The sequence below is a fragment of the Gordonia spumicola genome, assembly GCF_009932475.1.
In the GTDB taxonomy this organism is placed as follows: Bacteria; Actinomycetota; Actinomycetes; order Mycobacteriales; family Mycobacteriaceae; genus Gordonia; species Gordonia spumicola.
Map to the genome: position 1 here is coordinate 707,781 of NZ_BJOV01000002.1, position 19,354 is coordinate 727,134.

Annotated in this window: 17 protein-coding genes; 7 read left to right on the forward strand and 10 right to left on the reverse strand. The window is 67.8% G+C overall.

The window, feature by feature from the left end; genetic code table 11:
- Positions 1-91 precede the first annotated feature (91 nt).
- A complete protein-coding gene (locus GYB83_RS05425; protein ID WP_161894497.1) occupies positions 92-799 on the forward strand; it encodes a hypothetical protein in 708 nt (235 codons plus the stop codon).
- Between the two features lie 569 nt (positions 800-1,368).
- Here GYB83_RS05425 and GYB83_RS05430 read toward each other — a convergent pair.
- The 5 genes from GYB83_RS05430 to sigM all read right to left on the reverse strand — a co-directional run bounded on the left by GYB83_RS05430 (position 1,369) and on the right by sigM (position 4,930).
- Positions 1,369-2,517, reverse strand: coding sequence for an N-acetylmuramoyl-L-alanine amidase (locus GYB83_RS05430; protein WP_161894498.1), 1,149 nt, complete (start codon positions 2,515-2,517; stop codon positions 1,369-1,371).
- 141 nt (positions 2,518-2,658) lie between these two features.
- The gene (trxA, locus tag GYB83_RS05435) at positions 2,659-2,988 is read right to left on the reverse strand and encodes a thioredoxin (RefSeq protein ID WP_161894499.1); all 330 of its coding nucleotides are present in this window, start codon (positions 2,986-2,988) and stop codon (positions 2,659-2,661) included.
- Positions 2,989-3,024: 36 nt separating this feature from the next.
- A complete protein-coding gene (gene trxB / locus GYB83_RS05440) occupies positions 3,025-3,963 on the reverse strand; it encodes a thioredoxin-disulfide reductase (RefSeq protein ID WP_161894500.1) in 939 nt (312 codons plus the stop codon).
- 102 nt (positions 3,964-4,065) lie between these two features.
- Positions 4,066-4,257, reverse strand: a complete 192-nt coding sequence (locus tag GYB83_RS05445; protein WP_161894501.1) for a hypothetical protein — start codon at positions 4,255-4,257, stop codon at positions 4,066-4,068.
- Between the two features lie 112 nt (positions 4,258-4,369).
- Positions 4,370-4,930, reverse strand: a complete 561-nt coding sequence (gene sigM / locus GYB83_RS05450; protein ID WP_161894502.1) for an RNA polymerase sigma factor SigM — start codon at positions 4,928-4,930, stop codon at positions 4,370-4,372.
- 197 nt (positions 4,931-5,127) lie between these two features.
- On the opposite strand from sigM, the gene GYB83_RS05455 reads away from it, so the two are divergent.
- Positions 5,128-5,445: a hypothetical protein gene (locus GYB83_RS05455; RefSeq protein ID WP_161894503.1), complete on the forward strand. Its 318-nt coding sequence runs from the start codon at positions 5,128-5,130 to the stop codon at positions 5,443-5,445.
- A gap of 3 nt (positions 5,446-5,448) precedes the next feature.
- On the opposite strand, the gene GYB83_RS05460 is transcribed toward GYB83_RS05455, so the two are convergent.
- Positions 5,449-6,099 (reverse strand): TetR/AcrR family transcriptional regulator, encoded by a 651-nt coding sequence (locus tag GYB83_RS05460; RefSeq protein WP_161894504.1) that lies wholly within the window; start codon positions 6,097-6,099, stop codon positions 5,449-5,451.
- 105 nt (positions 6,100-6,204) lie between these two features.
- Here GYB83_RS05460 and GYB83_RS05465 point away from each other — a divergent pair, with 105 nt between their 5' ends.
- Positions 6,205-7,086 carry a sterol desaturase family protein gene (locus GYB83_RS05465; protein WP_161894505.1) on the forward strand — a complete coding sequence of 294 codons (882 nt, stop codon included), beginning with the start codon at positions 6,205-6,207 and terminating at the stop codon, positions 7,084-7,086.
- Here GYB83_RS05465 and murJ read toward each other — a convergent pair.
- Genes murJ through GYB83_RS05480 form a run of 3 tightly spaced genes read right to left on the reverse strand, consistent with a single transcriptional unit; the run spans position 7,064 to position 14,176 of the window.
- Positions 7,064-10,669, reverse strand: a complete 3,606-nt coding sequence (murJ, locus tag GYB83_RS05470; protein ID WP_161894506.1) for a murein biosynthesis integral membrane protein MurJ — start codon at positions 10,667-10,669, stop codon at positions 7,064-7,066. The genes GYB83_RS05465 and murJ overlap by 23 nt on opposite strands.
- Positions 10,666-13,212: a DUF6049 family protein gene (locus GYB83_RS05475; RefSeq protein WP_161894507.1), complete on the reverse strand. Its 2,547-nt coding sequence runs from the start codon at positions 13,210-13,212 to the stop codon at positions 10,666-10,668. The genes murJ and GYB83_RS05475 overlap by 4 nt, the downstream gene beginning before the upstream one ends.
- The gene (locus tag GYB83_RS05480) at positions 13,202-14,176 is read right to left on the reverse strand and encodes an NUDIX hydrolase (RefSeq protein ID WP_161894508.1); all 975 of its coding nucleotides are present in this window, start codon (positions 14,174-14,176) and stop codon (positions 13,202-13,204) included. Before GYB83_RS05480 ends, GYB83_RS05475 begins: the two co-directional genes overlap by 11 nt.
- Before the next feature lie 88 nt (positions 14,177-14,264).
- Here GYB83_RS05480 and GYB83_RS05485 point away from each other — a divergent pair, with 88 nt between their 5' ends.
- The 3 genes from GYB83_RS05485 (at position 14,265) to GYB83_RS05495 (ending at position 17,350) form a co-directional block, all read left to right on the forward strand.
- The gene (locus GYB83_RS05485) at positions 14,265-15,752 is read left to right on the forward strand and encodes a CCA tRNA nucleotidyltransferase (RefSeq protein WP_161894509.1); all 1,488 of its coding nucleotides are present in this window, start codon (positions 14,265-14,267) and stop codon (positions 15,750-15,752) included.
- Positions 15,753-15,801: 49 nt separating this feature from the next.
- The gene (locus GYB83_RS05490; protein WP_161894668.1) at positions 15,802-16,893 is read left to right on the forward strand and encodes an aminotransferase class V-fold PLP-dependent enzyme; all 1,092 of its coding nucleotides are present in this window, start codon (positions 15,802-15,804) and stop codon (positions 16,891-16,893) included.
- A 64-nt stretch (positions 16,894-16,957) separates the two neighbouring features.
- Complete coding sequence (locus GYB83_RS05495; RefSeq protein WP_161894510.1) at positions 16,958-17,350, forward strand: hypothetical protein; 393 nt, start codon at positions 16,958-16,960, stop codon at positions 17,348-17,350.
- A 4-nt stretch (positions 17,351-17,354) separates the two neighbouring features.
- Here the strand turns inward: GYB83_RS05495 and GYB83_RS05500 are convergent, their stop codons facing one another.
- A complete protein-coding gene (locus tag GYB83_RS05500) occupies positions 17,355-18,653 on the reverse strand; it encodes an MFS transporter (RefSeq protein WP_161894511.1) in 1,299 nt (432 codons plus the stop codon).
- Positions 18,654-18,752: 99 nt separating this feature from the next.
- Here GYB83_RS05500 and GYB83_RS05505 point away from each other — a divergent pair, with 99 nt between their 5' ends.
- Positions 18,753-19,346 (forward strand): YqgE/AlgH family protein, encoded by a 594-nt coding sequence (locus GYB83_RS05505; RefSeq protein ID WP_186349718.1) that lies wholly within the window; start codon positions 18,753-18,755, stop codon positions 19,344-19,346.
- Positions 19,347-19,354 lie beyond the last annotated feature (8 nt).

Genomic DNA, 19,354 nt, shown 5'->3' on the forward strand with positions numbered 1-19,354 from the left:
GAAATTTCGGTATGTGCAACCCTGATCCAGGCCCACAGATCCGAAACGTCACAGTGACAGGATCAGCGGATTCCGTCGAAATGGAGCAGCGATGAGTGTGTCGGTGGTGCCGTTGGAGCTCGAGATGTTCCATACGTTGCCGCCGCACACTCGTCGCTGCGTCTTCTGGGAGATGGTTCAGGGCGACGGTGCCTTGGACCCTGCCGCCACCGTTTCACGTGAAACTCTCGAGAGCGAGTTCGACAAGGAAGCGTGGATCTCCGGAGTGCTTCTCGAATGGGGTACTTGCGGCCAGATCGCCGTGGAGCCCACCAGTGGCCGCATCGTCGGCTCGGCGTTGTACGCGCCGCCGGGGCGTGTGCCCCGATCGCGGCGCTTCCCGAGCGGACCGGTCAGCTCAGACGCCGTACTCCTCACGTCCGTGAGGGCGGAGCCGGGATTCGAGGACGCTCTCCCCGCGATCATGGACGGGGTGGTTGGCGACATCGTCCGACGCGGTGTCCGCGCCATCGAAGCGTTCGGCTTCACCGGTTCACGTGAACCCCTGGAGTTGGACCTCGTCGGTCTCATGCTCGGCAGCGGAATCACGACCGACGTCTGCCAGCTCTGTTTGATGCCGACCGACTTCCTGCTGGACTCGGGATTCGAGATCGTCACCCAAGACTTGTATCTTCCCCGTCTTCGCCTCGAACTCGATGAAGGGCTCGGCTGGAAGTCCGCGGTCGAGCGGGCCCTGGAGAAGCTGGTTCACGAAGCCGCTCTCGATCTTGCGTCGCCGACACCGTCGGCGGTCTGCTGATCTCTCCCCTCCCCCAGGTTTCACGGGAAACACGCCATCTCGCCGAGCACAGTCGAGAGGTCGTGACACTCGGGTGGTGCTTCACGTGAAGCCGTGTTCTTCATGTTCGTCGAACGCGGATCGAGATGTGGCCGTGCGTGAGGTGTCGGGGTGCGCTGCCGGCGTTCTTGACTGCGCTCGAAGGTCGGTCGGTGACCGCTCCTAGATGATTGATTCCCGGTGTGAGCGAGCGTGCCCATCGCACGGATGGGCTCGGCTCGCTCAAGGAACGGATGGGCTCGCTCACACCGACAGGCGTGTCATGGGTGGTCGAGCGTTAGCGAAGCGGACTGTCGAACCACACGGTCGCGACGCGGGTTGTGCGGGAGGTGACGGTTGTGCGGTTGGCTTTTCGGTCGCGCTCGAAGAGCGGTGGGATCGCTCGGAGATCGGGGGATGATTGTGCTCCCCTGCTCGCAGGGCTGGTGGGGGTGTTTCACGTGAGTCGGTGGTCGGTTGGTGGCCGGAATGCAGAACGGCCCGGCTGAACTCAGCCGGGCCGTCGATGTTTCACGGGAAACAGAGGTGAATCACATGGGTGTCATTCGCTCCGCGGCGAGGAGATCGGCGAAGGTGTAGGTGCCCGTCGGACGGTCGTTCTCACCGAGAAGGTAGAGACGCTTCACCGCGACGAGGATGGCCTCGGCGATGGTGTCCCGCGCAGCAGCGTCGGAGAGGATCGCGGCGTCGTGCGGGTTGGTGACATAGCCCGTCTCCACGAGCACGACAGGCATCCGCGTGAGGCGGAGAATGCTCCACGTGCGTTCGTGGGTGCGGCAGTCGAGGAAATCGGTCCGGGCGACGAGCTCGCGCTGAATGTAGCTCGCGAGGTTGCGGCCGATCGTCGAGAACGAACCGTGAGTGTTGCCGAAGTAGAACGTCGCCACGCCGTTCGCGTGCTCGTTCGGGTAGTGACCCGCACGAAGGGAGATCATCAAGTCGACGTCGGCGAGATTCGCCACCCGTGCGCGCTCGTTGTCGTCCGGCGACGACTTCCCGTCGTGTGACAGGAACGTCTCCATGCCCGCCGCCGACATGCGTCCTTCGAGGCGTGAGGCGAGATCCCACAGGACGGCCGCGTCGGAGTCGTCCGTGGCGCCGGGGTCGATGAGGATCCGCTTCCCCGACAGCTGAGGACCGGAGCGTCGAACGTGCTCCTCCTCGCGGATGGCGTGCGGCGAGCCCCCGGTGATCCGGGTGCCGAGGCGATTCAGGGAACGAAGGGTCTCCGGACCGCAGATGCCGTCGTGCGACAGGCCGTACTCCGTCTGGTACAGGACAACCGAGTTGTGGGTCGATTCGCCGAACAGGCCGTCGACGAGACCGTGATAGAAGCCGAGGTTCTGCAGACGGGACTGCAGGGTCGCGACGTCGTCCCCCGTCATGGGCGCCGACAGACGGTACAGGAGGACGCGGCTGCCGAGCGTGTACGAGGCCTCGCGCAGCGCGGCGTACGTGGCGTGGCCGACGATGCCGTCGACGATCAGGCCGCGCTCCTGCTGGAAGGCGCGAACGGCTCGGTCGCAGGCGGCGTCGAAGACGGCCTCTGGTGGAGACCACGGACTCCGCTCGTCGCTCTGGGTCACCGATGGAGTCTGCGGCAGCAGCCCGCGGGCCGCCAAGATCGCCCTGATTTCAGCAACTGCTGATCCGTGATCACCGAGACGCAACACCGGCATGGAGAACCCCACTTCTCTCGCAAAAGGGTGACGGCCGCCGATCTGTGCAGATCGGCGGCCGTCACTGCACCGCTCTATTCTCTCAGGTCCGCGCCGATGCCGACAAATGATGTCGGGCATCAAATCGAACCGGTCGTCGTCTCAATCGAGGACGGATGACAGCTCCCGCAGGATGGCGGCCTTCGGCTTGGCACCCTGGATCGTCTTGGTCGGCTTCCCCTTCTCGAACAGGATCATCGTCGGGATCGACATGATCTGGAAGTCGCGCGCGACGCCGGGGTTGGCGTCGATGTCGATCTTCGCGACGGTGAGCTTCTCGCTGTTGTCGCGGGCGATCTGGTCGAGCACCGGGGCGACCATCTTGCACGGTCCGCACCACGTCGCCCAGAAGTCGACGAGGACGGGCTTGTCGGAGAGAAGGACGTCGTCAGCGAATGTGGCGTCGGTGACGTCGACGGTGTGGACTGCCATGGGAGTGCTCCTAGTTCTTTCGGGGTGAGGGGGATGTCAGGCGTGCTCGGCGAGCCAGCGTTCCGCATCGATGGCTGCCGAACAGCCGCTGCCCGCGGCGGTGATCGCCTGACGGTAGGTGTGGTCGACGAGGTCGCCGCATGCGAAGACGCCGGGGATGTTGGTGTACGTGGAACGACCGTCCACCTTCACGTAGCCGTCGTCGTCCAGATCGATCTGACCGCGGACCAGCTCGCTGCGCGGATCGTGGCCGATCGCCACGAACATTCCCGTCGCCGCGAGAGAGCGGGTGTCGCCGGTGACGGTGTCGACGAGTTCGAGCTCCGACACCGAGCCGTCGCCCTTCACCTCGGTGACCGCCGTATTGGTGACGAACTCGATCTTGTCGTTCGCGCGTGCACGCTCGAGCATGATCTTCGACGAGCGGAACTCCTCGCGCCGATGGATCAAGGTGACCTTGCGGGCGAACTTGGTGAGGAACGTGGCCTCCTCCATCGCGGAGTCCCCGCCGCCGACGACCACGATGTCCTGCTCCTTGAAGAAGAAGCCGTCGCATGTGGCACATGCGGAGACGCCGCGGCCGAGCAGTTCCTGCTCGCCGGGGACACCGAGATAGCGGGCCGCGGCACCCATCGCGAGGATGACGGCGCGAGCGCGGTGGACCTCTCCCCCGACCTCGACCTCCTTGATGTCACCCTCGAGGCGGATCGTGTCGACCTCCTCGATCCGAAGGTCGGCGCCGAACCGGATGGCCTGCTCGCGCATCTCGTCCATCAACTCCGGTCCCTGGATTCCCTTCTGGAAACCCGGGAAATTCTCGACCTCGGTCGTGGTCATGAGGGCGCCGCCGAACGACACTCCTTCGAAGACGACGGGCGACAGTTCGGCGCGGGCCGCGTAGATCGCGGCCGTGTAGCCTGCGGGTCCCGATCCGACGATGATCAGGTCGTGGATCTGGTTCTCGGTGTCGCTCATCTATCCTCCGTGTCGCGTGTGTCAAGCCTGCTGGTTCGCGCGGCTCACCGTTCAACACAAGGATATGGGCAGATGTTCCCGATGGTTCCCGGTGCGTCTCCTCTAAGGGCGAGCGAGATCGGCAAGGGTCCGATCGATGCGGCCGAGTACATCGACCGGAACGGGAAGCTCTTCGTCGCGGAGCGTGCGGAGATCGGCGATCGTCGCCTCGATGGCGGTGGCGACGCTCGGGGAGATCGGTTCATCGGAGGCAGAGGTGCGCCCCGCCCGTCGTGCCGCTCCGTTGTGTTCCATCAGAATCTGTCCGCCTAGCCTCACGTGATTGTTCGATCCTCTCATCAGTTAGACGCATGGAACCGGACTTCGGTTCCATTTTCGTGTGTGGCGGGCGTGTCGTGAGGCGTCGTCAGTCGTCGTCCCGGAGGTGGCCGAGAACCATCGCCAACTTCTTCCGGGCCCGATTGCATCGGCTCTTGACGGTGCCCTCGGGGATGTCGAGGATGCGCGCCGCCTCGCAGACGGTGTGACCGTATACGTCGACGAGTACGACCACCGCCCGCTGATCCGGAGGAAGAACGTCCAAGGCTCGCCCGATCGAGACGGACAGATCGACGTCGGCGTTGTGGTCCTGCGGATCGATGAGGGTCTCGTCGTCCTCGAGGAGCGGCGCCGACTGGTGGTGCTTGACGCGTCGCAGTCGATCCAGCGACGCGTTGAGAACCACGCGGTGCATCCAGCTCGACACCGTCGAATCGAAGCGGAAGCGGTCCGCCCGAACATGGATCGAGGTGAGCGCGTCCTGGAGAGCGTCGGACGCGTCGTCGTGGTTTCCCGTGGTCCGCAGCGCGATGGCCCACAACTTGTTCTGATGACGTGCGATCAACTCGGCGAAGGCGGTCGGTTCGCCCGCGGCGTGATCGCGCAGCAGCTGGTCGTCGCTTCGTGCGTCGATGGTCCCCCGTGTCATGCGACGAGATTAGGCACGTTCGCCGTCCGATTTAGCTGTTTCTCCGTAGTTGTGGATAACATCGTGTTTCTTCCCGCTGTTTCCCGTGAAACTGTGGACAACCAGGGGTGCGGTTCACAACGTGGTGGGCCGAACGGCCGAACGGGGCTGATCCGCCGGGGGCGGGACACGGGGCGAGCGGCCGATATCCTCGACCCATGACGGACGACAAGCCCCTCGCCACCTGGACGGCCGCACGATCGATGGATCGGATCGCGGTACCGGGTCAGCTCCAGCTGACGAAGACGCACATCGTGTTCGAACCCAAGGGCAAGCGTGCTCAGGGCGCAAGGTTCTCGGTGGCGCACAAGTTCGTCGCGGGGGTGGGCACGGCGCCCGGCACCGGCCGGCTCCTCAGCGGTGGCAAGCGGGAGCGACTGTGCCTCACCCTCGGCGACGGGTCGGAGTGGCTCTTCGTGATCGCCGATCTGGAGTCGGCCGCCGCGCGGATTCGCGAGGTCCTCACGAAGGAGTAGGACTCAGAACACGCGGTCGTAGGTGGCGATGAACATGTCGGTGACTACGGCGTGGATGGCCTCCACGTCGAAGAGTTCGGGACCGACGTCCGGCCCGATGGGCGACGACATCGCTGTCTGCCAGTCGACGAGCAGCTGAGTGAGTGCGCCGACGAGGCCGATGGAAGCGAGACGCTGGTGCGAGGTCGGCTCGGAGTCGCCCACGGCGAGGCCGACGATGAGTGCGGCCCACTCGTGGATCGCGGTCAGGCGCAGCTTCTCGAGGTCGGGGCACACGCCGACCACTTCGATCATCATCACGCGTGCACGGCGCGGATCGTCCGACAGACAGTGGATCATCGCGCCCAACGCATCGGTCGTGAGACGCGGGATGAGTTCGGCCGGGATCGCTCCCCCGGTGATGCCCGCCTCGGTGAAGACCGCGGCAGCGGCGGTGACGGTCGCCTCGCGAGCCGTGTCGACGCACCGCGTGTACACGGCTCCGAGCAGAGCCGCGCGGTCGGGGAACGACTCGTAGAAATAGCGTTGCGTCAAGCCGGCGAGATCGCAGATGCGCTTCACGGAGACGTTCGGATAGCCCTGTGTCCCAAAGAGTTCCAGTCCGGCGGCGATCAACGCCTCCCTGCGTTGGACAAGTCTGTCCTCCGCGGTCATGCCCCGTACGTACGTCCGCCGACCCTGTTGCTCACCGTGATCATGGTAGGCCACGACCACCGAGACCCTGGACGAGCACAATCTGACTCGCTATCGTTTCAGATCATGTGGAACGCTCTGCCCGACGCCATGCGCGACCCGACCGTGCTCGCCATCCCGTTCTTCGTGCTCATGGTCGGTCTCGAACTCTTCGCGGCGGCGAAGGTCAAGGACGACGACGGTCGTCCGGGACCGGGCGCCTACGCGTCACGTGACACTCGGGCGTCGCTGCTCATGGGACTCGTGTCCATCGGCACGTCGGCCGTCGGCAAGTTCGTCGCCCTCTTCGCGTATGCGGCGTTGTTCTCTTATGTGGCGCCGTGGCATCTGCCGATCGACGCCTGGTACACCTGGGTGATCGGCTTCGTCGCCGTCGACTTCGTCTACTACTGGCAACATCGCATAGCCCATCGCGTCCGCCTAGTCTGGGCGACGCATCAGGCACACCACTCCAGCGAGTACTACAATTTCGCGACGGCACTCCGCCAGAAGTGGAACCCGGCGATGAACCTCATCATGTGGCTTCCCCTGCCCGCGCTCGGCATCCCGCCCGCCGTCGTCTTCGGCTCGTACTCGCTGAACCTGATCTACCAGTTCTGGGTGCACACCGAGCACATCGACCGCATGTGGCGTCCCTTCGAGTACGTCATGAACACGCCCTCGCATCACCGCGTCCATCACGGCAGTGACGCCGAATACCTCGATCGCAACTACGGCGGCGTGTTCATCGTCTTCGACCGGATGTTCGGATCATTCCAGCCCGAACTGCACCGGCCCCACTACGGACTGACCACACCGGTCGGCACCTACAACATCTGGACCCTGCAGACGCACGAGTACGTCGGCATCGCCCGAGACGTCCGGTCGGCGCCGACCCTGAGGGACAAGATCGGCTACGTCTTCGGTCCGCCCGGGTGGAGCCCGGTCAGCGAAGCGTCACGCGGCTGATCACGGCCTGATATCCGCCGTTCGGTCCCTCCGGGAGCGACGTGATCCAGAGGACGAAGTAGCGCGCCTCCCCGGCCGCCGGGGTCTTCAGCGTGACCTTCTTGCCCTTCACCGATCCGTTGCCGACCTCGGTGGTCGCGTCGAGGGATGTCGGACGAGCGTCGGCGGTACGCAGCTCGACCGTGAATCCCGGCGTCGTCGTCTCGACGGTGACGGAGGTGACGGAGGCCGGAGCCTTCAGCTGGAACAGCAGACCGAGGCCGGGTTTGAGGCCGCCGAACTTGGGCGTGCCCTGGTAGGCGTCGGTCTTCCACGCCGGCGACGCGCCGGACAGCACGTTCGCGACGTTCTTCGACGAATCGGGGTCGGGAGAGAAGTCGAGCACGGACACCCTCGCGACCGATGCGGGCGCCGTCGAACCGGGTCCGGAGGGTGCACTGGTCGACGACTCGGGCAGGAACGAGTCGATGTCGTTCTGATCGTCCGCGGTGCCGAACATGTTGGTGGCGGTGACGATGATCGCGACGATCACGAACAGGATGAACAGGCCGCCGCCCGCGAGGAGTGCGACGTTCCTCTTGCCGGCCTGCCCCTCTCCCATCAGACGTTCCTTACGAGTGCGGCTGATCGGTGCGACCGACACCGGCGGCTGCCTGCTCTCGACGCGCGGGAGGAGATCGGTCTGCAGGTCGACGACCGTCGCCTGATCGAGGACGTGCTGCACGGTGGCCGCGGTGCGGATACCGCGATCGCCCTCCAACGCGCGTGACGCGACGGCCGAGATCTCGAACGGAATGTCCTGCTTGGCCTGCATCGGAGCCAACGGCTGCCCCGGGTTTCGCGGATCGGGATCGGCCAGACGCATCCGACCGACGAGGCCACGCGCGAGAGCCGCGGTCGCAAGGTTCTTGCCGGTCTCGCCGTCGAGCGTCCACCGGTTGAGCAGCAGGGCGTACAGGACCGCGCCGAGACCCCGGACGTCGGATGCGCGGTCGTCGTCCGGCAGGATCGCGGGGAACGCCAGCACGGCGTCGCCGTCGGAACTGATCCGGATGCGGTCCGGATGATCGATCGACAGAACCGCACCGGCGCGATGGGCCGCCTCGGCGCCCGCCGCGAGTGCTCGGACCGCGCGAGCGGCTCCGGTGGCCGACGGTGAGGTGGCGGCCACCTCGGCCAGCGTCGACCCGGAGATCCACTCGGTGACGACGATGCCGCCCGACGCGCTGCGGACCACGTCCAACACTCGCGCGACGCCGGCGGTGTGCAGCTGTCCGAGTCTGCGCGTGCGCTGAAGGACGGCCTGCGGGCCCTCCTCGTGCGGGTCGCGGTCGCCGGGGTTGACCGGCGGGAAGTGTTGTTCGGGGTCGACGAATGTGAGGCCGACTTCGCGGTCGAGCCCGATGTCCTTGGCGCGCCAGAACGCCAGACCACGCGTGCCGCCCTGCGGTTCGAGCAACCGGTAGCGACCGCCGGCCACGGCGGCGCCCGGAACCAGCTTGGGCCCGCGGGGAGCGTGCTCCGTGGCCTTCTGGATCATCGCGCGCGTCGGTTCCGACGACGGGCGACGGTCGTCGCCGGCATCCGGTGCAGACATCGGTGCGACTCCTTCCGCCTCGACTTCGCTCGACGGTTTCGAGATGGTGGACGGGCCACCGGGCTGCGACGGGCGCGGTCCCGCCGCGGAGCCGACGGGTCGGGACGACGGCGGACCAGCGGGTCGGACCGGACGGCCCGGTCGGATGACCGGGATGACGGTGGTCTCGCCCGCGGCGCCGCCCGAGTATGCGGAGTACTCCTGCCAGGTGGCCGTTCCGCGGTCGAAGCGCCGTCGGACGTCTACCTGGCCAGCGTACGGGAACGCCTCGTCCGACGAGATCCGCGGGAACTGGACGGTCATGGTGTGCGAATCGCGGTCGACCTGCTCGTCGGGCGCGGGTGCGAACCGCGGAACGAAGCGGCCGACGAGCCGCATCACGGCGTTGCTGATCGACACCATGTCGGGCAGTTTGAGCGCCGTCAGCATCAGGTAGATGACGCCGAGGACGACGACGCCGGTGATCGCGAGATAGGCGACGGATCCGATCTTGCCCGCGTGCGTCGACATGCGGGTGAGTCCGGTGACCTCGGCGATGCCCCACACGGCGCCGGCCGTCACCGCGGACACGCCGAGTGTGACAAGCGACGACCGAGCCACATCGGTCATCGACGCGCCGCCGAGGGTCTTCTTGAGGAGCAGGTGGCCGACGATCGCGCCGACGAGGTAGCCGAGGCCGTTCGAGAGCGACAGCCAGCGGACGACCAGCTCGGGGTCGTCGAACAGGACCGGCCCGAGGTACGAGGCCCCGACCTTGACGACCGTGATCCCGAAGACCATCGCGGTCGGTGTCCACGCGTCCTCCCTGGCGTAGAACACGCGCAGCTGGACGAGGGTCATCGCGTACGGGATCAGCGTGAACGCGCCCCACGACAGCACGGAGCCGAGCTGTGACGCGGTCTCCTGATTGAAGTCGCCGAAGTTGAAGACCGCCACGCCGATCGCGGGCCCGAAGAAGGTCATGAACGCGACGACCGGTACCAGCGAGATCATGGTGAGGCGCGTCGCGAGCGACATGTCGTCGACGACGGCGTCGGTGTCGTCCGCGGCGGCGTTGCGGGACAGTCGAGGCATGATCGCGGTCAAGATCGTCACGCCGAGCACGCCGTAGGGCAGCTGCAGCAGTTGCCAATGAGTGGCGTAGACGGAGATGCCCGATTCGGATGCGTGAGCGGCGATCCGGTAGGTGATCACCAGGCCGACCTGGAGCACCAGCACGTATCCGATGATCGCGACGGCCATGTTGCCGAAGCGGCGGAGGCGGGCGTCCAGACCCCAGCGGAGGCTCAGCGTGACGCCGGCCTTGCGCAGGTACGGCAGCAGGATCGTCGCCTGCAGCACCACGCCGAGGGTGGTGCCGAGGCCGAGCACCAGCAGCTTCGGGTTCGTGATGTCGATCGTCAGGGTTCCGGGCATGACGAAGAACAGGACGAGCGTGGTGATCTGGACGATGTTGTTCAACACCGGAGCCCAGGCGCCGGGTTTGAACATGCCCTTCATGTTCAGGATCGCGATGAACAGGGCCGACAGACCGTAGAACAGGATCTCCGGAAGCAGCAGATACGCGAGATTGGTGGTGAGGTCGCGGTCGACCTTGCCGCCGTCGCCGACGTTCAGCATGGTCAGCAGGGGCGCCGCGACCAACGCGACGAGCGTCGCCGCGCCGAGCACCGTCAGCGTGAGCGTGAAGATCCGGTTGATGAAGTCGACGCCGCCGTCCTCGTCCTCCGCCTCGGCGCGAACCAGGACGGGGATGACGATGGCGGTGAGGACGGCGCCGAGCACCACTTCGGCGATCATGTTGGGCAGCACGTAGGCGGCTTGGAAAGCCGAGGAGATCGCCGGACCGAGCATCGCCAGCACGAGGACGGTGCGGATGAATCCGGTGATGCGACTGGTCAGCGTCGCGATCGCGATCGATCCGCCCGTCCGCATCACACTCTCGTCGGAGGGTGTGTCGGCTTCTCGCTTCTGCTCGGTCGTCATGCACGCTCTCCGGGGTCGGGGTCTTCGCGCTCGGCGCCGTCGGCGACGACGCGCTCGGCCGCGCGTCGTTGCTGATAGCCGGCCGACGCGAGTTCACGTTCGTGCTCGTCGGGTTCGGGCCGATCCTCGTCGGCCGGGTCGGGTTCGCCGCGGAATCGATGCCACAGGCGTCGTGCGGTCAGCAGGATCAGGATGACTCCCGCCGCGATCGTGATGTAGAACAGCGGTTTGCCGTAGGCGTTCGCGTAGATGGACAGGTCGACGGGACTGCTCAACGGAACGTCGTTGCTGGTCACGAGCGCGATTCGGACGGTGGCCGGCTGCGAGCTCGACGCGTGGGTCGGCAACTGCAGCTGACGGGTGCCCTGCGCCGGGATCTCGACGACGCCCATGTCGCCGACACTGATCTCGTCGGGCGCGGTGATGTCCAGTCGCACCTTGATCGGCAACGCGAGGTCGTTGCGGACGACGAGCAGCAGCGGACTGCGTTCGGAGGCCAGCGTGTATCGACCGCTCGGATCGAGCAGCGACACCGACTGCTGGACACGGGTCAGCGTCGCGTCGACGGCGGTGAGCCGCTGAGGCCGTTCCACTCGGGATATCCGCAGGTCGGGGCTCGACGGGGTCGACACCGCGCGCAGGATGTCCAGCCGCAGCGGGTCGAGGTAGTCGGTGGGGCTGAACGGCAGCTCGTGATCGTTGACGAACGAGTCCTCGAGCCTGTCGATGAGCCTGACCTCGCGCTGGATGTCCGTGAGGTCTTTCGCGGCGACCGGGTGTCCGCGCGAGGTGATCTCGGAGACGTCGCCGGGGGCGATGAGGTCGGCCCGGCTGTGCGCGTTCGGGAGGTCGGTGACGACGTCGGTCAGGGGGACCGCGGTCGCGGCGCCCGACGCCACGAGGAGGCCCGCGGTGTCGAGGAGGGAGCGGGCGTCGGCCGGTGTCGGCGACCAGTACGTCGGAGGCATGGTGAACGCGCTGCGGCCGGTGACGGCGGTGACCCTGGCGGCGGGGTCGGTGGTCGGCTCGGGCAGGTCGAGCATCGGCAGCGCGAGGGACGCGGCGGCCGTCTGCCTGCGAGAGACCTCCGATTCGCCGGAGGTGTCCACGCGTTGCCACGCCGGGATGAACGACGGCGTCGTCACGTTCGGGCCGACGGCTCCGAGTGCCGCGCTGACCCCGGCGTCGTAGGTCTGGAGCGGGATTCGCCCGGAGACGTAGCGGCCGACCGCCGACGAGCCCGTGCGCGGTCGATCGCCGACGTCGACGGACGTCGAGACCACGGCGGCGCCGCCGGAGCCGTCGAGACCGGTCAGCAGGTCGCGGGCGTCGTCGCTGAGCGTCCCCACGGCGGGGAGGGTCAGGCCACGCACCGTCTTGACGCCGAGGATGTCGTCGACGGTGTCGTAGGCGCCGCTGATCGCGGCGTCGGTGAGGTCGGCGTTGCCGATGCGATGGAGCGAGTCGAGTCCCGCCTGGGCGTACGGGAGGGCCGTCACGCACATCGACGACGCGACGTGAGTGAGACGCTGCAGCCACGACTTGGCTGCGGCCGCGCCGGTCCCGTCCCGGGTGGACGCGGCGGGGTCGCTCGGATTGTCGGAGACGACGTAACCGGACGCCATGCCCTGCACGGTGACCAGCAGGTCGGGGTCGACGGCGATGCAGATCGCCGACCGCACCCTGGCGTCGGGCGATGTGTTCTTCGGGTCGCCGTCGGTGACGCCCGCGACCGTCTCCAGCGCCTGCAGCGACTGGCCGAGACGGCCGGTCGGCTCCAGCGACTCGGCCATCGCGTCGCTGGTCAGGCGCATGTCGGCGGTGTCGCCGCCCAGGGTGCCCGCCGCCTGCTGCGGCGGCGATGCGAGCGGCCACACGAACGTGAAGGCCGCGGGCAACGAGTCGTCGGCCGCGACCGAACCGTCACGGCCGAGGAGCGGATCGGCGTCCGATCCCGATCCGGGCTCGGTCCACTGCTCGGCCCGCGCCTTGTCCGCGGGCAGCGACAGCACGGGCAGGAGCGTGCGCGAGTCGGCGATGCGCGCCTGGCCGCCGTAGTCCGGGGTGCCGTTCACGTTCACCAGCAGTGGGTAGACGCCCGCCTTGTCGATCCGGAGTCCGTCGTTCGACAGGGGCGCCGACACCGTGAAGTCGGCGCTCTGGTGCGGCCGCAGCTCCTTCGCGACGTCGGTGAACGGCGCCGCGGTGTCGTAGACGGACGCGTCCGCGTCGAGCACGGTTCGCACGTCGGGCGACGAGACGGCCGTCGATCGTTGGAGTCGGACGATGACGTCGCGGATCGGGCGGTCGAACGTGTTGGTGACGCGACCGCGCACGGTGACCGTGTTCCCCGTGCTCCCGGTGACAGTCGACGGTGTGACCTCGGTCAGGGACAGGCTGGCGTACTGCGTGTCAGCGTCCTCCGAAGGCGCCGACGACGCCGGTCCCGTGCCGCACGTGGACAGCACGAAACCTACGATGAGGAACAGAGCAGCACCGAACGCGGTCGGTCGGGCACCCGTCCGGGCGCGGCTACGAGTCACCGTTGGCCGGTCGCCGCGGTCGCCGCCTGCGCCGCCGGGCTTTGACCGGGGGCGGCGGTTCGTTGCGGCGTTCGTTGCGGGCGGCTGCGGCTTTCTCATAGTCGTTCGGCTCGGTACGGATGCAGGAGGCCTCCGACTGAGCCAACCGGCTGGGGTCGCTGCGGAGATCGGCGATCACCGATTCGGCCATCCGTGCGAGACGTCGCTCGTCAGAGTACGTGAGCTTGCGGGGCAGTTCGCTCAACGGGACCCAGGCCACCTCGCTGACCTCGTAGTCGTCGTCGGACAGCTCGCCGCCGGTGAACCGGAGGAGATAGTGGTGCACGGTCTTGTGGATCCGGCGGCCCTCGCTGACGAACCAGTAGTCGATCTTGCCGAGGGGCGCGACGACGGTCCCGGAGATGCCGGTCTCCTCGGCGACCTCGCGCATCGCCGTCTGCTCGGCGGTCTCACCGGTCTCGATGTGGCCCTTGGGCAGCGACCACATGGTGCGGCCCCGTCGATCGACTCGGCCGATGAGAGCGGCGGTCATATCGTCGAACGGTGCGTCGAGGTCGGCCAGGACGAGGCCGCCGGCCGAGGTCTCGCGCACGGTCCGGAGCTTCGGCTGCGGCTCGGCTTCCGCGGTGCGGCGTCCGCCGCGACGTTTGGTGCGGGGCATCGACGCGGGCGAGTTCTTGTTGCCGCCGGCGGCGGGCGGGTTGCCGTGACGGTTGCGGGCGGCGACGTCGGACGGCTTGGGAGCGCCCTCGCCCGCGGCCTTCTCGGCGGTCGGAGCCTCGTCTGCCTTGGCGTTGTCGGCGGTGCGGCCCGGTCGACGTCCGCGACGGCGACGTCCGCGACGGTTGCGGCGATTGCGCTGGGACGGTTCCGGACCGTTCCCGGACGCCTTCTCCGCGGCACCACTGCCCGACGGAGCGTCGGAGGCGACGTCCGTATGGTGCAGTGATGGTTCGGCAGACACACTCCGATGCTAGCCGTTCGTTACCGTCTGTTAGCTATCCAAGGCTGACGTCGCGGGCGGCATGTCGCAGTCGGTAGTCTTGCATCCCATGACCGACAGCGCGCAGAGCGGCGACGCGCGCGTGCAAGCGCGCGCCGAACGCCGCACCAGACTCCTCGCCGCGGCGGAGGTCACCCTCGCGTCTCTCGGAGACGTGGTCACCCCGCTCGCCTCCCGTTTCGCCGACCGTGGACACGAGTTGTACCTGGTCGGGGGCTCGGTGCGGGACGCTGTGCTCGGTCGTCTCGGAAACGATCTCGACTTCACCACCGACGCCCGGCCCGACGTGATCCTGGAGATCCTGCGCGGCTGGGCGCCGGCCGTGTGGGACACCGGGATCGACTTCGGCACGGTCAGCGCACAATTCGGGCACCACATGGTGGAGATCACGACGTTCCGTTCGGACATCTACGACCAGGTGAGTCGCAATCCGGTCGTCACCTTCGGCGACACCTTGGAAGGCGATCTCGTCCGCCGGGACTTCCGCGCCAACGCCATGGCGGTCCGCATCCGGCCGGACGGTTCGCAGGAGTTCTGCGATCCCCTCGACGGCATGTCCGATCTGCTGGCCGGGGTCATCGACACCCCCGCCGCGCCGGAGAAGTCGTTCAACGACGACCCGCTCCGCATGCTGCGCGGCGTCCGGTTCGTGTCGCAGCTCGGCTTCCGACTCGCCGACCGGGTGCTCCTCGCGACCCGCGAGATGGCCGGACAGATCGACCGGATCACCGTCGAACGGATCCGAGTGGAACTCGACAAGATGATTCTCGGCGAGCATCCCCTCGAGGGCGTCGACCTCTTGGTCGAGACGGGCCTCGCCGATCGGGTGCTGCCGGAGATCCCCGGGATGAAGCTGACGATCGACGAGCACCACCAGCACAAGGACGTCTACCAGCATTCGTTGACCGTCCTGAAGCAGGCCGTCGACCTCGAGACGGGCGATCCGGACCTCGTCCTGCGCTGGGCCGCGCTGCTGCACGACATCGGGAAACCTGCCACCCGGCGTCACGAGGACGGCGGCGGCGTGAGCTTCCATCACCACGAGGTGGTCGGTGCGAAGATGGTCCGCAAGCGGCTGCGTGCGCTCAAGTACCCGAAAGCCGTGGTCGACGACGTCTCGCAGCTCGTCTTCCTGCATCTGCGTTTCCACGGGTACGGCGACGGCCGCTGGACCGACTCGGCGGTGCGGAGGTACGTGACCGACGCCGGACCGTTGCTCGATCGCCTGCACAAACTGGTGCGCGCCGACTGCACCACGCGCAACCGTCGTCGCGCCAGGAAGTTGCAGGAGACGTACGACGAACTGGAACAGCGGATCGCCGTGCTGAAGGAGGCCGAGGACCTCGATCGGGTGCGTCCCGACCTCGACGGCAACGCGATCATGGAGATCCTCGGCGTGCCGCCGGGGCGGATCGTCGGCGAGGCGTGGCGTCACCTCAAGGAACTGCGGCTCGACTCCGGACCGATGAGCCCCGACGACGCCGAAACCGCCCTCCGGGCCTGGTGGGCGGAGCGTCAGGCCGCGGGCCTGCGTTAGATTCAGTCGCCCCGATCGCCCGAACCGGTCCGAGGGTAGATTCGTGACCATGTACTGCAGCGAACTCGGGGAACAGTGGCATGCGGCTCGCGTGGAGCCGTCCCTCGCGCATCTGGACGCGGCGTCGGCCGGTCGGTCGTCTCACGCCACGATCGATGCGATCACCGCACATCTGCACCGGGAGGCCGAACGCGGAGCGTACGTCGCGGCCGATGATCGCGCGGTCGATCTCGAGGCGAGTCGCGCGGTCCTGGCCTCGTTGATCGGCCACCGGCCCGAGGAGGTGTCGTACCGTGACAGCGCCCGCGCGGCCCTGCGTGGACTCCTCAACGGGTGGACGCTGCCGATGTCGCCGATAGTCTGGGTCGGAAAGAACGAGTTCGGTCCCAACCTCGCCGAATTCGAACGCCGTGACTTCGCGGTCCGGAGTCTCCCCGAGTCGGACGTGTACGGACACATTGACGTCGACGCGCTCGAGAACATGCTGCAGTTCGAGCAGCCCGACTTCATCCACGTCTGCCACATCGGTTCGGCGAGCGGCGTGGTGCAGCCCGTGGAGCAGATCGTCGCCGTAGCGCACGACGCAGGCGTCCCCGTGGTCGTCGACATGGCGCAGTCGGTGGGTCACGTCCCCACGGTGACCGGGGCCGACGCCGTGTACGGCACCGCCCGCAAATGGCTCACGGGGCCGCGCGGCATCGGTTTCGTCGCCGTCCGCCCCGATGCGCGGGCGACTATCGACGTGTTCTTCTCGGAGTCGTTCATCGCGGGTCAGCTGGGCATCGGTCAGGCCGCGTCCGAGGTCGTCGAACTCGGTCCGGACAGGGTGTACTCCGAACTCGCGACGATCGGCCGGATCACCCGCGAACGTCTGCACGGGATCGGCAGCTGGGAGGTCCTCGAACCTCTCGACGAACCGTCGGCGATGGTCACGCTCGCCCCGCCGCCCGGGTGGGGATCGTCCGATCTGCACGCCGCCAAGGCGCGCCTGCTGGAATCGGGGATCCTGGTGACCGCGGCCGACACGTGGCGGGCCCCGCTCGCGGGCGATCAGCCCGTCTTGCGGGTCACGCCGCATCTCGACGTGCGACGCGAACAGCTCGACGACCTCGCCAACGCCATCCGCACGATGGGCTACTGAGCCAGCTTTCGCCGACACGCCGCCGCCGACGGAACCCCACGCGCAGTTCGTGCGTCTAACGGGTATGGACCCCGTCATCGACTACGGCTTCGGCACGGGCGACGGCGACCCGTCGTCCTGGCGGTCGCCCGCAGACCTCGACCTGTCCGGAGACGGCGTGCTCGACGCCGTCTCCCTCGACTTCGACGGCGACGGTCTCGTCGACGACGCGATGTGGGACACCGACTCGGACGGCGTCGCCGACCGTGCCGCGCTCGACCTGGACGACGACGGCAGGCCCGAAGCCGTCTTCGCCGACGGTGGTCGCGGATTGTGGGAACGCCCGATGCCGCCCGACGAGCCCGTCCGCCGACAGCGGGAGTCGGCCCTCGACTCGGACGGCGACGGGCGAGACGACACGGTGCTCGTCGACGCGGACGGCGACGGCTACGCAGACTCGTATCGGCCGGTCGGATGAGGATTCAGACGAGGTGCTGTTCGCGTTCGACCGTCGCCGAGTCGGGGCCCTCGACGGCGACCGGGTCGGACCGCCAGACGAACAACGCACCCACCAGGTACAACGCGACCCCGGCGACGACGAGTCCCACCGCGAACCCGTTCGCCGGGATGACGAGTGCCGCGATGAACGCGGCGGCGACGAACGCCGAGTTGAAGAGCGCGTCCTGCACCGCGAACACCTGGCCTCGGTACGAGTCCGGGACGTCACACTGCATGGCGACGTCGCCGCACAGCTTCACGGTCTGTCCGGCCAGCCCGAGGAGTCCCGCGCTGAGCAGGACGGTGAACGCGAGGAGCGGGCCGATGAGTCCCTCGGCGACGGCTCCGATGATCAGCGCACCGGCGACCGTGCGGCGTCGCCCGAACCGGTGTACGGCCCACGGGGTCGACACCGCGGCCAACAGGGCTCCCACGGCGACCGCTCCGCCGATGGCGGCCATCGCCCGCACGTTCGTGTACAGCGGCCAGCCGAGGTCGAAGTTGCGGACGATCAGCAGGAACATCAGCGTGTTCATCCCGAACACCACGCGATGGACGCTGATCGCGCCGAGGATCACCGCGACGCTGCGGTGTGTGGCGACGGCCCGGACGCCGTGGGCGAGGCCGCGTCCCATCGAGTACAGCGCGGAATGACCGGCGCCGTCGGGTTTGTCGGGGCCGAGGCGTTTCGGGGCGAAGGTGGCGGCCACCAGTCCGGACGCCACGGCGAAGACCGCCCCGGCGAGCAGGGTGGCTCCGGACCCGCCGTTGTCGGCGCCGAAGACGGCGCGCAGAAGTGTCGACACGGCGGCCCCACCGGCGAGCATCGCCGCGCCGAGCGTGGTGAACACCGCGTTCATCTCGATGATCACCGACGGCGGCGCGACGTGCGGCAGCCCGGCGGACAGGCCGGACGCGACGAATCGGCTGCACCCGGTGACGACGAGTGCAGCGAGGAGGACCGCGGTGTCGGACACGTCAGCACTCATCGTGACGGCGACGAGGACGATCGCGAGAGCCCGCAGACCGTTCACCCAGACGAGGACACGTCGTCGGTCCCAATGGTCGAGGAGGGCGCCCGCGAATGGGCCGAGCACCGAGTACGGCAGCAGAAGGACGGCGAACCCGGCGGCGATGGCGATCGGGTTCGTCTGCCGGTCGGGATTGAACAGGATGGAGAACGCGAGAGCCGCCTGGAACGCGCCGTCGCTGAGCTGGCTCAGCACCCGCACCCCCAACAGACGCAGGAGTCCCGGCGACCTGACCTGCGACCAGAAGCTCACCTGTCGATCCTACCGACGGACGAGGTGTTCGGCTCGGGAAGAACCATCACTCAACCGGCCGCGTGCGCCCCGTCCCGGCACGTCTGGTGTCATGATGGGATGGTGTCCGGAGGCGAATTCCCCCATGAGCGTCCCGAGGTGGCGCCCGGGGCATTGCTGATCGCGTCCACGGCTCTCTCCGGCGAGACTTTTGTGCGGACCGTCGTCTATGTGATCGAGCACGACGAGCAGGGAACGTTGGGCGTGGTCCTCAACCGGATGAGTGACGCGGCCGTCTACAACATCCTTCCCCGCTGGGCGGATCTCGCGGCGAGTCCGCGCGCGGTGTTCGTCGGCGGGCCGGTCGGAACCTCGTCGGCACTGTGCCTCGGCGTCGCGAAGGCCGGCGTCGACGTCGCGAAGCAGCCCAAGCTGCATCAGGTGCTGGGTCCGGTCGCGATGGTCGACCTGGACGCCGATCCGGAGGAGATGGCAGCGGTGCTGACCGGGGTCCGGATCTTCGCCGGATACGCGGGCTGGGATGCGGGGCAGCTCGACGACGAACTCGCCGACGGCAGCTGGATCGTCGCACCCGGCCTGCCGACGGACCTGCTGTCGGCGCCGTCGGTCGACGTGTGGCAGCGGGTGCTGCAGCGTCAGCCGTGGCCGTTGCCGCTGCTGTCGACCTATCCGATCCGACCGGAAGACAACTGACCGCTGCG

Excerpts from the sequence above, each read along its gene's own strand:
- GYB83_RS05425 (WP_161894497.1), top strand. The coding sequence starts at position 92 with ATGAGTGTGTCGGTGGTGCCGTTGGAGCTCGAGATGTTCCATACGTTG.
- GYB83_RS05430 (WP_161894498.1), bottom strand. The coding sequence starts at position 2,517 with ATGCCGGTGTTGCGTCTCGGTGATCACGGATCAGCAGTTGCTGAAATC.
- trxA (WP_161894499.1), bottom strand. The coding sequence starts at position 2,988 with ATGGCAGTCCACACCGTCGACGTCACCGACGCCACATTCGCTGACGAC.
- trxB (WP_161894500.1), bottom strand. The coding sequence starts at position 3,963 with ATGAGCGACACCGAGAACCAGATCCACGACCTGATCATCGTCGGATCG.
- GYB83_RS05445 (WP_161894501.1), bottom strand. The coding sequence starts at position 4,257 with ATGGAACACAACGGAGCGGCACGACGGGCGGGGCGCACCTCTGCCTCC.
- sigM (WP_161894502.1), bottom strand. The coding sequence starts at position 4,930 with ATGACACGGGGGACCATCGACGCACGAAGCGACGACCAGCTGCTGCGC.
- GYB83_RS05455 (WP_161894503.1), top strand. The coding sequence starts at position 5,128 with ATGACGGACGACAAGCCCCTCGCCACCTGGACGGCCGCACGATCGATG.
- GYB83_RS05460 (WP_161894504.1), bottom strand. The coding sequence starts at position 6,099 with ATGACCGCGGAGGACAGACTTGTCCAACGCAGGGAGGCGTTGATCGCC.
- GYB83_RS05465 (WP_161894505.1), top strand. The coding sequence starts at position 6,205 with ATGTGGAACGCTCTGCCCGACGCCATGCGCGACCCGACCGTGCTCGCC.
- murJ (WP_161894506.1), bottom strand. The coding sequence starts at position 10,669 with ATGACGACCGAGCAGAAGCGAGAAGCCGACACACCCTCCGACGAGAGT.
- GYB83_RS05485 (WP_161894509.1), top strand. The coding sequence starts at position 14,265 with ATGACCGACAGCGCGCAGAGCGGCGACGCGCGCGTGCAAGCGCGCGCC.
- GYB83_RS05490 (WP_161894668.1), top strand. The coding sequence starts at position 15,802 with ATGTACTGCAGCGAACTCGGGGAACAGTGGCATGCGGCTCGCGTGGAG.
- GYB83_RS05495 (WP_161894510.1), top strand. The coding sequence starts at position 16,958 with ATGGACCCCGTCATCGACTACGGCTTCGGCACGGGCGACGGCGACCCG.
- GYB83_RS05505 (WP_186349718.1), top strand. The coding sequence starts at position 18,753 with ATGGTGTCCGGAGGCGAATTCCCCCATGAGCGTCCCGAGGTGGCGCCC.